This is a genomic window from Helicobacter suis (assembly GCF_902196135.1).
GTDB lineage: Bacteria > Campylobacterota > Campylobacteria > Campylobacterales > Helicobacteraceae > Helicobacter > Helicobacter suis_A.
The window spans coordinates 13024-27520 of record NZ_CABIKE010000004.1 but is presented as its reverse complement, the minus strand read 5'-3'; the positions used below and the strand labels follow the sequence as shown (position 1 = coordinate 27520).

Sequence of the window (14497 nt, the reverse complement as noted above, 5' to 3'; positions counted from 1 at the left end):
TCTTTTATCTTTCATACTCTAAAACACTAAAGACACTGGCCTTTTGAGCAACTTTAGACAACCCTTCTAAATCTCTAAGGGCGATCAAAAAACAGGCTTCTATACACTTAGCTTGGAGTTTTTCTAATAACTCTAAACTAGCCAGAGCCGTACCTCCCGTAGCGATGAGATCATCTATGAGAATCACATGGGCATTTTTAAGCTCTCTAAACGCATCGCTATGGATTTCTACGCAATCTTGCCCGTACTCTAAGCTGTATTCTGCACTTAGTGTGTGGTAGGGCAATTTGCCTTTTTTACGGATGGGTACAAAACCTGCTTGAAGAGCATAAGCTAAAGCTGCGCCTAAAATAAACCCCCTAGCCTCAATCCCTACTACAAAATCAATATTATAGAGTTTGTAGCGATCTTTGAGCGCATCAATAAGGGTTGCAAATAAAACCGGGTGGCTTAAAAGCGGGGTGATGTCCTTAAATAAAATTCCCTTTTGTGGGTGATCTTTGATCTCGCGAATCTCTTCTTTGAGTTGGGCTTTTAATTTCTGACTAAACATGTTTTCTCACAACAAGGCTTCAATTTTTTGTTCTAATTCGCGGATACGCGACTTGTATTTATCTGTCTCTAAGCGGTACTGGGCATTTCTTTGTTTTAAAACTTTGACTTCGTCTTTAAGCGCATTCATCTCGTGGGTGAGAATATCAATATTGCCCAAAGAGCGCTGTAATTGTAGCTGGTATTTTTGGATCAAAACTTCTGCCTCCTGCAAAGTGAGTTTCATGGATGCGGTGTATTTTTCTTGCTTTTTAGCCACAGAGCGGTAAAAAAAAGTACGCACTGCCATGTAACAGGCAAATAAAATGATAAGCGTAACTAGCATCCATTGGGCTAGCACTGCATCTCCTCTATTTTAGCCACCCGCCTAGCATGCCGCCCGCCTTCAAAATCTGTATTTAAAAACGCCTCTAAAATACTCTGTGCCACTCCAAAACCCACCACATTTTGCCCTAAGCATAGCACATTAGCATCATTGTGTAATCTTGCCATTTTAGCCATATAAGCATCCGTGCACAAGGCCGCACGCACACTAGGTATTTTATTACACGCCATGCTCATGCCTATCCCACTCCCACACACAAGCACCCCCTTAAGGCGTTGTATATCCTCTAAAAGAGTTTTAACAACTTGTTTAGCAAAATCTGGATAATCCACAGATTGCCCTTTTTCTGGCTTATAAACCTTTAGTAAAGCCTGTCTTTCTTGTAAAAAATCTTGTATAAATGCTGCTAAGTTTAAGCCCGCATGATCACAACCCAGTACCACAAATTTTTGCATCAATCCTCCTGTACATGGCGTTTCTCTAGTTGGCTTTCTAAACCTGCTAGAGTTTTAAACATGCGCTTCCAGCGAACCGTAAAGATATTTTTAGACCCCTTGCCAGCCTCAATGCTATTGGTAAGATTAAGGCTAAAATAAACAAACCAAGGCGTACCCACAATATGGCTATAGGGCACACTCCCCCAAAAGCGCGAATCACTGCTATCATCGCGGTTATCCCCGATCATAAAAAAGTGATCTTTTTCAACCTTGACATAAAAGATATTTTCCCCATCGTGATCAACTAGCCGCATGCTAATCCCGGGCAAATTAAGGATTTGGTGCGCATAAATAGCTTCCATGATGTTAAAAGTTTGGTTATTCTTGCTATAAAAAATCCCTAAGTGTTTATCTGCATAGGGTGCAAAGACAAAATCTTTCCCCAAAAATTGTTTTGTTGGGTGGTTGGGAAAATGTGTGGCGATGTATTTTGGATCTTTTTCGCTTTCTACTGGGTGCAGATAAAACCCCTCTTGGTTAAACACCACCTCATCGCCTCCCACTGCAAAAAGCCGTTTGACATAATAACCCTTATTTGTTGGCGGAATGAAGACCACCACCTCACCCCGCTTAGGTCTTTTGCCCTCAAAAAGATGGCCATTACCTTTAAAATCGGGTAGCAGTGGAATATCTAGCCAAGGCAAACGCGGGATAGGAATCCCATAACTAAATTTTTTCACAAAAAGCATATCGCCCTCATAAAGTGTACCCACCATAGAGCGCGAAGGAATCACAAAAGCTTGGGCTACAAAAAAGATAGCCAGTAACACCAAAACAACCGTCCCCGTCCAACTCATCACAAAACGGCGCAATGCCTGCAATATACCCATATCTACCCTTGCAATATAATTTAAGCCCCCACCCCTACTTGCTCTTTAGCTGCTAAAATCGTATTTTGTAGTAAGCAAACAATGGTCATAGGCCCTACTCCCTTAGGTACAGGAGTGATATAACTAACCTTATCTTTTAACCCCTCAAAATCTGCATCCCCCACCACTTTACCCCCTTCTTTATTAATCCCAATATCTACCACCACAACCCCCTTTTTAACCATGTTAGTCTGGAGTAATCTAGGTTTGCCTACACCCACACAAATAATATCTGCCCGCTTAGTATAAAGGCTTAAATCTTTTGTGAGGATATGGCATATACTCACACTTGCTCCGGCATTAAGCATTAAAGAAGCTAGTGGCCTACCTACGATATTACTCGCCCCTATAATGACCACATCCTTACCCTTTATCTCAATCTTATAATGTTTTAAAAGTTCTAGCGCTCCCATAGCCGTAGCCGGTAAAAAGCCCGCATGCAAACTATTAGAATACACCCGCCCTACATTTAGAGGATGAAACCCATCCACATCTTTACGCGGATTGATCGCCTCAATGATGCGCCTTGTATCAATGTGTTTTGGTAGGGGTAATTGGACTAAAATTCCATGGATTTCTAGGTTTTGGTTATGCTTTTCAATGATTTGTAAAAGCGCCTCTTGGGTGGTTTGTTCTTCTAAAGTTTGGAGGATACAGACAATCCCTACGCGTTTACAAGCCTTAGCTTTCATGTTCACATACAACACACTAGCCACATCTTGCCCCACTAAGATCACAGCCAAAACGGGGCGTACCACCGCGCGCAATTTTTCTACTTCTTGGCATAATTCTTTTTCTCTTAAGTTGGCAAGCGCTTGCCCGTCTAATAAAACCATCAACCCCAACCAAATTTTTGCGCTATTATAATCAAAGTTTTTTGAAAAACTTTTTTGAAAGGGAGAACTTGCATTATCTCTTAAGCTTTTTACTAGGTTTTTTCATGTTTATTAAGGCCAGCACGCAAGATGATAGTTTTATCACACTTTTAGAATATGGCAAGGAGCTTTATCACAACCCGCGCAACATTAGCTGTGCTAAGTGCCACGGAGAACTAGGCGAGGAGAAAATCATCACCCGCTACACCACAGCCAATAACCAAGAGAGGATTTTTAAAGCCCCTCCCATTTATAACCTTGATTTTGAGCGCTTTTCAAAAGCCCTTTTTAGCGGCAAATCCATCATGCCTCGCTACAATCTAACCCCTGATGAAATCCGCGCCATTTACTACTACATCACCTCCACCCATAGCAAAAAAGATTAAGCTTTATTGCTCTCTTTTTGGTAATTTTTAAAAATATCTTGGCTCACCTTATAGCTACAAAACTTAGGCCCACACATAGAGCAAAATTCTGCTTCTTTGAAAACATCTTGGGGTAGCGCCTCATCGTGGTATTCTTTGGCGCGATCAGGATCAAGGGCAAGTTCAAACTGCCTATTCCACTCAAAAGCATAGCGCGCATCGCTCATCAAATCATCGCGCACTCTAGCATTAATCCTACCCCGCGCAATGTCGGCTGCATGGGCAGCAATTTTATAGGCTAAAATCCCCTCCCTTACATCTCTTGCATTGGGCAGGCCTAAATGCTCCTTAGGCGTAACATAGCAAAGCATCGCTACCCCCTTCCATGCCGCCACACATGCCCCAATCGCACTAGCGATGTGATCATAACCGGCCGCAATGTCTGTAACCAAGGGCCCTAGAACATAAAAGGGGGCGTGGTTACATAGCTCCTTTTGCAATTTTACATTGCGCTCAATTTGATTTAAGGGCACATGTCCAGGTCCCTCAATCATCACCTGTACATCTTTTTCATAGGCGCGCTTAGCTAATTCTCCTAAAACTTTTAGCTCAGCAAATTGGGCTGCATCGCTAGCATCAGCTAGGCATCCGGGGCGCAAAGAATCGCCTAAACTCAAACTCACATCATATTTTTGGCAAATGGCTAAAATGTCATCAAAGGCACTATAGAAAGGGTTTTGTTTATGATAGTGCATCATCCAAGAGGCCATTAAGCTCCCCCCACGGCTCACAATCCCCATTTTGCGCCGGCTCACAAAGGGCATATGCTCAAGCAAAAACCCGCAATGGATTGTAAAATAACTCACCCCCTGTTTGGCCTGTTTTTCTAACACCCCTAACATTGTATTAATGTCTAATTGCATCACATCGTTGTTGACATCGTGTAAAATCTGATACATCGGTACAGTTCCAATGGGCACACTAGAGGCCTTGATAATTTCTATACGGATCGCATCTAAATCCCCACCAGTAGAAAGATCCATCACCGTATCTGCCCCATACTTGATAGCTATGCGGAGTTTTTCTACCTCCTTATCTGTAGAGTGGATAATAGCCGAGCTACCAATATTAGCGTTGATCTTGGTTTTAAGCGCCACTCCAATGCCCATAGGTTCTAAATTGCTATGCTCTATATTAGCCGGAATGATCAGCCGTCCTCGTGCTACCTCAGATCGCACTTGCTCTGGGCTCACCTCTTCTATATTGGCGATGTAAGCCATTTCCTCTGTAATAACGCCCTTTTTGGCGTAATGTAGCTGGGTTTTAATCAAATCCTTACTTCTTTTAGCTAGATAACTGCGCATGCGCTCTCCTTTATATTTAAAAGAGCAACACACTAGCAAAAGCGCTTGAATATAGGCTTAAGAACTCTTATTAATTTTAAATAGCTAGGATAAGGGCTTTTAAATTTGTCTATGGAGTTTGTTTTGGAAAGAAGTTTTTCGCTTATTTTGCTTGCTGCGGGTTCAAGTAGCCGCTTTATTAAAAGTCTGCCCCCTAAATTGCCCCCTATTAAAAAACAATGGTGGATTTATCAGGGGCTAGCTTTATGGGAGAAAGTCTATAGAGATTTTAAGGCTTTGGGTTGTTTTGAGCGCATTTTTCTAGTGGTTAGCAACTCTTTAGAGCAAATTTATATTAAGCAAGCTTTAGAGGACTTGGAGCTTAGCGTGATTTTAGGCGGAGAAAGCCGCCAAGAATCGGTGCTAAATGCGCTTAAATTAGTACAAACCCCCTTTGTGGTGGTAAGCGATGTGGCGCGCTTTATTGGGGGGGCACAGATGTTTTTAAAAATGTTAGATTATTTTAAAAACCAACCTAAATTAGATGGCATCGCCCCAGCTTTAAGCGCCTCTGATACGATGGTTTTAGAAAATCAAGGCTACACTCTTTTAGATCGTGCCCGCACCTTGCATATACAAACCCCCCAGATTTGCCGGACAGAAAAACTTAAAGAGGCTTATAGTAAGGGAAATTTTAGCGATGAGAGTAGCGCGCTTTTAAGCAGTGGAGGACAGGTAGCCTACATAGAGGGTAGTTTAGATTTGCATAAAATCACCTTTGCTCAAGATTTGCCTCCCTACACAAGCTGTTTGACAACCCATACCGGTTTAGGATTTGATGTACATGGATTTGAAGCCAATAAATCTATGAAAATAGGCGGGGTTCTTATTGATCCTAAAGATAGTAAAGAGCAAGGGTTTAAAGCCCATAGCGATGGAGATGTACTTTTACATGCTCTTATAGATGCGATCTTAGGGGCGATTAAAGGCGGGGATATTGGCATGTATTTTAGCGATCAAGACCCACGCTTTAAAAACATGGATTCAAGTTTAATGCTCAGCCAAATTTATCACCTAGCGCAGGGAATGGGACACACTATAGAAAGCATTGATTGCATCCTTTTAGCTGACATGCCAAAAATCGCGCCTTACAAAGAGGCGATTAAATCGCGCTTAGCTGATCTATTAAATTTAAATAAAAGGGCGATTAACATTAAAGCCACTACCTTTGAAGGGCTAGGCTTTATCGGGAGAAAAGAGGGGATAGGCGCGCAGGTATTAGTCCAAACAAGTGCGTTAAGTGCTGTTGATCAAGAAAATATGTAAGAAAAATTGCTAGAGTTATGCTTTAGTCAGTATAAAGATCACACATAACGCGCTAAAGATCACTCTATAAACTCTCTACTACTTTAGAAATAACCCCCCTTGACAGCCAATCAAGCGCGCATAAAAGAATAAAGACATGGGTCTTTATTTGTTGGGGTTAGCAGTTAAATCTGTAGACTAAGAGTTTTTAGAAATCAAGTTCTATATAGAATATTTCTTCTACTCCGCTCCGTCCACCTAGTCTGCCGCCCCATTGACTTAAGGTTAAGGCCGTTTCTCGGGATAGGGTTATTTCTTGCAATGGGAGTAATTTTAAAGTGCGGGTGATGTATAGGGCTCACCGATGCATTTAAGCGGTTGGTTATCTTTATCAACAAATGAAAAGAGATCGTCGTAAGCTGTACAGGCTAAACAAACAAGTTTACCAAAATCATAGGCTTCTGTTTGCAATGTCTTCACTAACGCTTCCCTCCTAGAATTATCCTTACCAAATAACTCTCTTCTTAAATAAGGTACGGGCAACAGCTGCTTAATATCATCCACGCCTACTGGGAGTCCAGACAATACCCCTATCATTTTTCCCACTCTTGATGTTGATAGAAATTTGGATAATCGCTCTTTATCTATGCCAATTTCTTGAGGTATTACTTGAGATAGCGCTTGGAACAAAACCAGAGTCATTTGTTCTTGATCCATGCCCATGTCTTGAGATACCATTTGAGATATCATTTGAAACATTTGTTCTTGACCTATATCTGTACCCTGGAGTGTATAAAACCTCGGACCCAGAGTCCCCAAACCTCCCATTGTAATAGATTTATTAAATGTCGCCATTATTTTACTCGTTACTGGATTTTTTTGTAGAGACATGGATAATTCTATATCTGTTAGATTAAATAGAGATGCACCTGTTGCACTCATTACATCATTCCCGAACATACCCAGCTTTGTTATCCACCCCTCTTCAATCTCATTTGCATCAAAAATAGGACTGGCTAGAAAGTACAAAAGGAGAGCCTGAAAAACTTTTTTTCTATAATCTTCTGGGCCACTCTCCTTAATAATAGACCAACCTAGCTGATTTGTTATTTCCCTTTTATCTTTTTCTAACAAATCGCCATGATTTTCAAGCAACTCTTTTAAGGCTTGCTTACCTCCTATAAAACTTTTAGCTTCCAAGAATTCTTTTTTAAGTGTGTTATAACTCTTTGTTTTATCCTCTAGGCCGGAAGTCTGCGGGGGGGGGGGGGGGTGGAGATTGGTAAGGTTTGTACTTGTGTTTTAGATGCCTTAATCCCTGCTTTGAGCGTCTCTTTTTCTGTACTATTTTTGTGGCTTTCTAACACCTCTTGGATCATCTGCTTGTCTGCCTCTATCTCAAATACAAGGCACAGCGCGCTTAAAATTTCTGTATCCTGTGGGGCATTGATGGCTTCTACGCTTTCTAGTTGGCTTGTGAGCCCACGCGATCTAAGCCAACGCTGTAAGCGGCCTGTTTTGTAATGTTCCAACACATCTAAGAGATTAAAATGCTCTTTAAGTTGTTCTAGACTGGTGATTCTTTGGCCATCACAAAGTAGGGGGAACTTAGCTAGTTTCATGGGTTTTCCTTTAAGCGATAAACTTTATCGTAAGATTTATTGCCTTTAGGTAATCTTTAACAAAACCCGCGCTTATCACACAAAATCTAATGTGCTAATCCAAACTTCTATGATCAACTTTTAAGATTCTAATATTTTTGGCAAAAATCTCGTGCAAATCGCGTTTATTGCCTGTTAGCTAGATCAAAAACCTACACTAAACCCTAGCCAACACTAAAGCAAAGATCACGCGTGCCCCAGTATCTGTTACGGTCTTTATAGCCTCTTGCATCGTACTACCCGTAGTGAGTACATCATCAACTAGAAAATAATTAAGATGAGGATCTCCTTTAAAAACAAAGTCTTTTTTGTGTTTTTGTCTAAATTGGTAGCTAGTTCCAGCATAAGTTACATTAGATCTAGCCATGAGTTTGGCATAAACTGCTTTGCAGTGATTCTTAAGTTCTCCTTTACAAAAAGTGTTGGCAATAATAGCTGTATGTGAATAGCCTCTTTTAATGTGATCATCAATGGGCAAGGCATAAAGAGGGGAGGATTTAAAAGTGTAGTGGGTATAAAAATATTCTCTTGCCCTTTGAGAGAGTAAGCTTAAAATACGGCTACCTAGTGTTTTATATTTGCTTTTAAGAAGCATTTCTATCTCCTCGTAAAGATAGAAACTATAAACGGGCAAGCCGTGTATCATTTGGGTTTGGAAGACAAGAGGCAAATGATCATAACAACGCTTACAAAGAAGGCTAAAGGGTCTAGTCCATGCCAGACACAGCATACAGCGCAAGGCTAGACTTTAAATTTATCAAATTCTTTCCCCAACTCTTTATTTTGTGTAATGATTTGTGTGTTGTAATCCTCCAGACTTTTGCGTATCTCTTTAACTTCTGTAAAGATTTTAGAAAAATTAGTGATCACCTGACCTAATTCTTCCATCTTGGCTAGAACCGTTTTATTTTGATTCACCGTATCTTGGGATTTTTGCTTGGTTAGAGTCAGATTATCCTTAGCATTTTTGGCATCCTCAATCAGAAGTGAAGTTTTATCAGAAACCTCTTTAGATTGGGTGGCGATATTTTGTACTCTCTCACCCATGCTTTCAATACTTTGGGTTACCATATTCACCATTGCTGTGATCTCACCTAGAGATTTTTGGGTTTTACTAGCTAGATTGCGCACTTCATCAGCCACCACAGCAAAGCCTCTGCCATGTTCACCCGCTCTAGCTGCTTCAATGGCAGCATTAAGGGCTAATAAATTGGTTTGATTGGCAATTTCTTCAATGATAGAAAGCACGCTTTTTATTTCAGTAGCATGCTGGACAAGTGCGGTTGAATCGGTGGCAATTTCTTGTTGCCCTTGTGCAGAAGCAAGGATCAAATCCACAGAATTTTGGATTTTGCTGATAAATTCATTAAGAGTTACATCGGTTGTATCCAAATTGGCAATGGTTTCGCCTAAGTTACCTTGCGCTAGTTGCAGATTTTCCTCCACCTCGCGGTTAATTTGTTTAAGACTTTCTACAGCCTCTAATTCTCTTATAGCTGTTTGTCTTAGAGTTGTTGCAGATTCTTGCATAGATTCACCTGTATGGTTAGTATCTGCAACAATTTGCTTACCAACGCGGACAATTTCTGTAATTTTATCAAAGAATTGATCGATAAAGCCAGCTACAATTCCGATTTCATCTCTAGTTTTGATATTTAAGCGCTTGGTCAAATCCGCCTCTTTAGAAGAAACGAGATCTTTAGCCGTGTCTCTAAATCTAGCAAGGGGTCTAATAACATTGATTTGTACTACCGTTACAAGTAGGATAATGATTCCTGCAGAAATTCCTATCATCCAGTTTAAAGTTCTACCACTAAATGTTTTAGCGTTGTTATAAGAATCTTTCAAGGAGAGTTTAACCTCCATCACCCCAATCATATCCCCGGGCTTGTTATTCGTGTGGCAACTCACACACTGCGCATCGCCTGCTAAAGGCTGGAGTACCACCACCTCTTTATCTTTACCCTCCCCATGCGTAAAAATTTCCTGAGGCAACTTTGGATTTTTAAAAAACTTTAACACCCTAGGATCTTTGGTAAAGGTTTGGTTTAAGCCAAAGAGGCGGATATCTGGCTCTCCGGGATAAAACTTCATTTTTACCCCGGGCAACTTATTAGTATCATCAATGGCTTTATAAATTGCCTTAGTTGTACCCACCGTGATGGCCTGTACAATTGCATTAATAATGGAGGCATTGATGCTTTGAGCTACCATACGCCCCTGTATTTCGGTTAAATTAGCATAATCGCGCTTGACGATTGTGAAGATAAAAAAAGTAAAAAGACCTAAAAGGACAACTAGATAGATCACAGTTCTAGTCCGAGAACTACTTAACATTTCTAACACAGGCATCTCCTTGTAAGCAATACAAGTTGCTATGATAGCAAAATTACAACTATGTTTGGCCCACATAGGGCAAAGAAGTATGCGGGCAAATGTCTAAAGTCTGCAGAGGCGCAAATTCTTGGTATTTAAAACTCTGTACACAACAACGCCCAATCATGGCCGCATTATCGCTACAAAATTCTAAGGGAGCAAGCCATAATTGAATCTGAAATTCTTGACAAAGCTTTTCAATGGCTTGGCGGATAAATAAATTTGCGCTCACCCCGCCTACTAAACCAAAGTGAACAATCTCTTTTTTGCTAAAGTAGTTTCTTAAAACCCGTAATAAATGCGCGCATGCTATTTTTTGAAAACCCGCACACACCCGCGCTTGAAACACTTTTGAAAGCTCACCTTGCTCTTTTTGCTCCAAAATAGCTAAGCGCACGGCATTTTTTAAACCCGAAAAACTAAAAGCTAAATTATTGTTATGTTTGAGAGGAAGCGGAAAATCTAAGGCATCACTATTTAAACAAGATTGGGCTAAGTTTTCAACAATGGGCCCCCCGGGATAACCAAGACCTAGCATTTTAGAAACCTTATCAAAACTTTCGCCTAAACTATCATCTAAGCTTTTAGCAATAATTTTTATATCCGTGTGGCTATTACATTCTAAGAGTAAAGTATGCCCTCCAGAGACAAGTAGCGCGCTTAAAGGAAACTCGGCTTGAGGGTTATTAATAAAGAGTGAATACAAATGCCCTTTGAGGTGATCAACACTAATAAGGGGGATTTGTAGCCCTAGCGCTAAAGTTTTAGCCATCATCAGCCCCTCTAAAAGCGTGATGCTAAGACCCGGGCAAGTGCTTACCCCGATAGCTTTAAGATCGCTAAAAGAATGCCCTTTTTGATTTAAAAAAGACTTTGCTTTTTCTAAGAGTATGGGTAAATTGGTTGCATGCAAACGCGAGGCAAGTTCGGGTACAACGCCTCCATAAGGGCTATGTGCGCTCTCTTGAGAGATTTTAGCATGCCATAAAAGTTGGCTACTTAGTAGACAAGTTAAAGCCAAAGAAGAATCATCACAACTGCTTTCAATGCTTAAAACCATGCACTCTCCACTAAGATATAATAGCAAATAAAAGTTTTTTGGAGGTTGAGGTGAAGCGATTTAAGGCTGAGTGGGAGGAGCAAAGCGCGATTTTAATCGCCTTTCCCCATGTTGTCAGTGATTGGGGGGCGTATTTAGAGGAAGCGCAGGATAGTTTTTATAACTGCATTTGCGCGCTTTCTAAATACCAACAGGTTTTAGTCTGTGTACACCCAAATGACACACAGGCTCAAGATCGTTTAGCGCGTTTGCAAGTACAAATTATCCTAGTTGAATACAACGATACTTGGGTACGCGATTTTGGGCCTTTATGCGTAGAAACTAATGGGGTTTTGCTTTATTTAGATTTTATTTTTAATGGGTGGGGGGGGAAGTATCCATCCGTTTTAGACAATGCTATGAGTGCCAAATTAGCCCAAAAGGGGCTATTAAAACACCCTTTACGCCATGTAAATTTAGTTTTAGAAGGGGGGGGAGTAGAAAGCGATGGAGCGGGAACTTTGCTTGTTAATGAAGTGTGTTTATTAGATTCTAATCGCAACCCTAATATAGAACTCAATAGAATCAGTGCACTTCTTAAACAAGAACTGGGTTTAAAGCGTATTTTATGGTTAAATACGCCCCCCTTAGAAGGCGATGATACAGATGGGCACATTGATACTCTCGCGCGCTTTTTAGACCCACAAACCATTGCCTATGTTGCCTGTGGTGATACTAGCGATTCACATTACCAGCCTTTAAAGCAAATGGAACAACAATTAAAAAAGTTTAAAACTCTTGAGGGGCGATCTTATCGTTTGATCCCTTTGCCCCTACCAAGCCCTAAATACTACCAAGAAAAACGCCTACCTGCTACCTATGCTAATTTTTTATTTGCCAATAGCGGGGGGCAACGGGTGTTATTTGTCCCCACTTATGACGATCCAGCCGATGAAATTGCTATTAAAATTTTAGAGAAATACACCCAATTAGAAGTGGTGGGCATTGATTGTTCTATCTTGATTAGAGAACATGGGAGTTTGCACTGCGCGACGATGCAACTTTATTAAATGCATATAAGAATTATTATTAGTGGACGCGTACAGGGGGTGGGTTTTAGGCCCTTTGTTTATAAATTAGCTAAAGAATTAGGCGCACATGGTTTTGTACGCAATATAGGCGGACGGGTGGAGGTGGTGCTAGAGGAGGCGCTATTGCCTGCTTTTTTACAGGCTTTAAAAACTAAATTACCCCATAAAGCTTACATCAGCCACCTAGAACACCACAGCCACCCCCCCCTAAAAACACAAGATTTTATCATCGCCCCTAGTCTATCCCCACGCCTAAGCCTGCAAGATAGCTTACCTTTAGATTTAGCTATTTGTGAGGCGTGTTTAAAAGATTTTAATGGCCCTTCCAGCCGTTTTTTTAACTATCCCTTTGTTGCCTGCGCACATTGTGGGCCTAGATTTAGTTTACTTTATACTTTGCCCTACGATCGCGCCCATACTTCTATGCAAAACTTCCCCCTCTGTCAAGACTGCACACAAGATTATCATAACCCACAAAGCCGCCGCTTTTTTGCCCAAAGTCTTTCTTGCCCACATTGTCCCATTTCTCTTACTTTTTATGACCACAAAGGTGCACACACAAAAAGGCCATTAGAAAAAGCTATTGAGGCTATTTTAGACGGGGAAGTGGTGGGTTTAAAAGGCATTGGGGGCTTTGTACTTGTATGTCAAGCAGAAAATAAAAAGGCTGTGCAAACTATCCGTACAATCAAAGCGCGGCCGTTTAAACCTTTGGCGATGATGTTACCCTCTTTAGAAAAAGCCTTAGAAGTTGTGCATTTAAACTCTTTAGAGCGTGAGGCTCTTAGCTCAGCAATAGCTCCCATTGTACTAGCTCTTAAGAAAAATAACCACTTTGATCATTTAGCGCTTAATTTAGATAGCTTGGGTGTGATTTTGCCTTATAGCGGGTTGCATTATCTACTAACGCGTGCCTGTGGATCGCTTGTTTTTACTAGCGCAAATGTAAAAGGTGAACCCATTATTACAGATTTAAAAAGTCTGCAAGATAAATTACCCTTAAAATATATTTTAGATCACAATCGCCCTATTGTGCATGGCATTGATGATAGCGTGGTGCGCTGTGTGGGGCAACAAATGGGGATTGTGCGTTTAGCCAGAGGCCTAGCCCCCCTTTATTTAAACATAAAAGCTAAATCTTTTTTAGTTGGCATGGGAGCACATCATAAAGCGAGTTTATGTTTTGCACACCAAGATACAGCTTTGATCGTGCCGGATTTAGGTTCTTTAGAAAGTGTATCTAGTATTGAGCATTATAAAAACACGCTAGATTTTTACACGAAATTATACGGACAGCCTGAAAATGTTGGTATTGATAAACACCCTAGATATATTTCTAGCCAAATTGGACAAGAAATAGCTTTTAATAAAACTAAATTAATGCCTATTCAACACCATAGAGCCCATTTTCACGCGCTATTAGGAGAATGGGAGCTAGAACACAGCCTTAGGGAGGGAATGGAGATTCTAGGTTTTATTGCCGATGGATTTGGGCTTGGGGAAAACCAAGAATTATGGGGCTGTGAAGTCTTTAAAGCATGTTTTAAAAAATCTTGGCAAGTGGAGCGGATTTTATCTTTAAAGAGTTTTTTAATCCCTCAATCAGAGCAACTCATTAAAGATTCTAAAGTACTAGGCTATGCTTTAGCTTATCAATACCATTTAACAGATCTATTAGAGCGCCTTAAAATTCCTTATGCTCTCACTCTTCAAAACATGCTAGATAAACAAATTCAGGTGTGTTCTACCACTTCTTTAGGCCGCCTCTTTGATGCTATTGCTGCCTTTTGTGGTGTGGGCGCGCTTAATACCTATGAGGGGCAAGTGGCGATGCAATTAGAAAGTTTGGCAAGAAGTGTGCCAAGCAATGCGCATTATTCTTTTAAAATCCACGATCAAAAAATCCTTTATGCCTCCATGCTAGAGGAAATGCAAACCGAGATTTTACAAAAAAAATATGCCCTAGTGGCTAGAAAATTCCACAACACCCTAGCCCACATCGCTTTAAATCTAGCACAATCTTATAACCTGCCCATACTCTTTGGGGGTGGGGTGTTTTTAAACCGCCTTTTATGCGAATGTATTACAGATTTATTTAAAAACCACCCCTTTTTTCTGCCTAAACTTTTGCCCTGTAGCGATGCAGGTTTAGCCTTTGGGCAGGTGCATTTTCTGGCCAATTTAAAGTTTTAAGGAGCA

Annotated in this window: 15 protein-coding genes; 4 read left to right on the top strand and 11 right to left on the bottom strand. The window is 40.7% G+C overall.

All coding sequences use genetic code 11. The annotated features are described in order from the left end of the window. Nucleotides 1-4 precede the first annotated feature (4 nt). Genes apt through G6Q06_RS03605 form a run of 5 tightly spaced genes read right to left on the bottom strand, consistent with a single transcriptional unit; the run spans nucleotide 5 to nucleotide 3079 of the window. Entirely contained in the window at nucleotides 5-553 is a 549-nt protein-coding gene (gene apt / locus G6Q06_RS03625; protein ID WP_163534388.1) for an adenine phosphoribosyltransferase, read from the bottom strand. A 6-nt stretch (nucleotides 554-559) separates the two neighbouring features. Next, entirely contained in the window at nucleotides 560-892 is a 333-nt protein-coding gene (locus G6Q06_RS03620) for a hypothetical protein (protein ID WP_163498882.1), read from the bottom strand. Beyond that, nucleotides 886-1332, bottom strand: coding sequence for a ribose 5-phosphate isomerase B (gene rpiB / locus G6Q06_RS03615; RefSeq protein ID WP_163565760.1), 447 nt, complete (start codon nucleotides 1330-1332; stop codon nucleotides 886-888). The genes G6Q06_RS03620 and rpiB overlap by 7 nt, the downstream gene beginning before the upstream one ends. Beyond that, nucleotides 1332-2204, bottom strand: coding sequence for a signal peptidase I (lepB, locus tag G6Q06_RS03610; protein WP_163564060.1), 873 nt, complete (start codon nucleotides 2202-2204; stop codon nucleotides 1332-1334). Before lepB ends, rpiB begins: the two co-directional genes overlap by 1 nt. A gap of 20 nt (nucleotides 2205-2224) precedes the next feature. Continuing rightward, the gene (locus tag G6Q06_RS03605; protein WP_205435850.1) at nucleotides 2225-3079 is read right to left on the bottom strand and encodes a bifunctional 5,10-methylenetetrahydrofolate dehydrogenase/5,10-methenyltetrahydrofolate cyclohydrolase; all 855 of its coding nucleotides are present in this window, start codon (nucleotides 3077-3079) and stop codon (nucleotides 2225-2227) included. Between the two features lie 68 nt (nucleotides 3080-3147). On the opposite strand from G6Q06_RS03605, the gene G6Q06_RS03600 reads away from it, so the two are divergent. Then, entirely contained in the window at nucleotides 3148-3504 is a 357-nt protein-coding gene (locus G6Q06_RS03600) for a c-type cytochrome (RefSeq protein WP_163533486.1), read from the top strand. Here the strand turns inward: G6Q06_RS03600 and thiC are convergent. After that, nucleotides 3501-4847, bottom strand: a complete 1347-nt coding sequence (gene thiC, locus G6Q06_RS03595; protein ID WP_163533485.1) for a phosphomethylpyrimidine synthase ThiC — start codon at nucleotides 4845-4847, stop codon at nucleotides 3501-3503. The genes G6Q06_RS03600 and thiC overlap by 4 nt on opposite strands. Before the next feature lie 123 nt (nucleotides 4848-4970). On the opposite strand from thiC, the gene ispF reads away from it, so the two are divergent. Continuing rightward, the gene (ispF, locus tag G6Q06_RS03590; protein WP_163565759.1) at nucleotides 4971-6152 is read left to right on the top strand and encodes a 2-C-methyl-D-erythritol 2,4-cyclodiphosphate synthase; all 1182 of its coding nucleotides are present in this window, start codon (nucleotides 4971-4973) and stop codon (nucleotides 6150-6152) included. A gap of 312 nt (nucleotides 6153-6464) precedes the next feature. On the opposite strand, the gene G6Q06_RS03585 is transcribed toward ispF, so the two are convergent. The 5 genes from G6Q06_RS03585 to tsaD all read right to left on the bottom strand — a co-directional run bounded on the left by G6Q06_RS03585 (nucleotide 6465) and on the right by tsaD (nucleotide 11228). Next, complete coding sequence (locus tag G6Q06_RS03585; protein ID WP_163565758.1) at nucleotides 6465-7331, bottom strand: hypothetical protein; 867 nt, start codon at nucleotides 7329-7331, stop codon at nucleotides 6465-6467. Between the two features lie 41 nt (nucleotides 7332-7372). Next, complete coding sequence (locus G6Q06_RS03580) at nucleotides 7373-7753, bottom strand: hypothetical protein (RefSeq protein ID WP_163565757.1); 381 nt, start codon at nucleotides 7751-7753, stop codon at nucleotides 7373-7375. A gap of 196 nt (nucleotides 7754-7949) precedes the next feature. Further along, complete coding sequence (locus G6Q06_RS03575; RefSeq protein ID WP_240329201.1) at nucleotides 7950-8522, bottom strand: ComF family protein; 573 nt, start codon at nucleotides 8520-8522, stop codon at nucleotides 7950-7952. Nucleotides 8523-8533: 11 nt separating this feature from the next. Further along, nucleotides 8534-10144 (bottom strand): methyl-accepting chemotaxis protein, encoded by a 1611-nt coding sequence (locus G6Q06_RS03570; protein ID WP_163564054.1) that lies wholly within the window; start codon nucleotides 10142-10144, stop codon nucleotides 8534-8536. A gap of 43 nt (nucleotides 10145-10187) precedes the next feature. Beyond that, a complete protein-coding gene (gene tsaD, locus G6Q06_RS03565; RefSeq protein ID WP_163565755.1) occupies nucleotides 10188-11228 on the bottom strand; it encodes a tRNA (adenosine(37)-N6)-threonylcarbamoyltransferase complex transferase subunit TsaD in 1041 nt (346 codons plus the stop codon). A gap of 50 nt (nucleotides 11229-11278) precedes the next feature. On the opposite strand from tsaD, the gene G6Q06_RS03560 reads away from it, so the two are divergent. Together G6Q06_RS03560 and hypF are read left to right on the top strand one after the other, a co-directional pair. Further along, the gene (locus tag G6Q06_RS03560; RefSeq protein WP_205426700.1) at nucleotides 11279-12277 is read left to right on the top strand and encodes an agmatine deiminase family protein; all 999 of its coding nucleotides are present in this window, start codon (nucleotides 11279-11281) and stop codon (nucleotides 12275-12277) included. Continuing rightward, on the top strand, nucleotides 12278-14491 hold the full coding sequence (hypF, locus tag G6Q06_RS03555) for a carbamoyltransferase HypF (protein ID WP_163565754.1): 2214 nt from the start codon (nucleotides 12278-12280) through the stop codon (nucleotides 14489-14491). The last annotated feature ends 6 nt before the right edge of the window (nucleotides 14492-14497 follow it).

Bases quoted from the DNA above. Each gene is read 5' to 3' on its own strand.
- apt (WP_163534388.1), bottom strand. From the start codon at position 553: ATGTTTAGTCAGAAATTAAAAGCCCAACTCAAAGAAGAGATTCGCGAG.
- rpiB (WP_163565760.1), bottom strand. From the start codon at position 1,332: ATGCAAAAATTTGTGGTACTGGGTTGTGATCATGCGGGCTTAAACTTA.
- lepB (WP_163564060.1), bottom strand. From the start codon at position 2,204: ATGGGTATATTGCAGGCATTGCGCCGTTTTGTGATGAGTTGGACGGGG.
- G6Q06_RS03605 (WP_205435850.1), bottom strand. From the start codon at position 3,079: ATGGTTTTATTAGACGGGCAAGCGCTTGCCAACTTAAGAGAAAAAGAA.
- thiC (WP_163533485.1), bottom strand. From the start codon at position 4,847: ATGCGCAGTTATCTAGCTAAAAGAAGTAAGGATTTGATTAAAACCCAG.
- G6Q06_RS03580 (WP_163565757.1), bottom strand. From the start codon at position 7,753: ATGAAACTAGCTAAGTTCCCCCTACTTTGTGATGGCCAAAGAATCACC.
- G6Q06_RS03575 (WP_240329201.1), bottom strand. From the start codon at position 8,522: ATGCTGTGTCTGGCATGGACTAGACCCTTTAGCCTTCTTTGTAAGCGT.
- G6Q06_RS03570 (WP_163564054.1), bottom strand. From the start codon at position 10,144: ATGCCTGTGTTAGAAATGTTAAGTAGTTCTCGGACTAGAACTGTGATC.
- tsaD (WP_163565755.1), bottom strand. From the start codon at position 11,228: ATGGTTTTAAGCATTGAAAGCAGTTGTGATGATTCTTCTTTGGCTTTA.
- hypF (WP_163565754.1), top strand. From the start codon at position 12,278: ATGCATATAAGAATTATTATTAGTGGACGCGTACAGGGGGTGGGTTTT.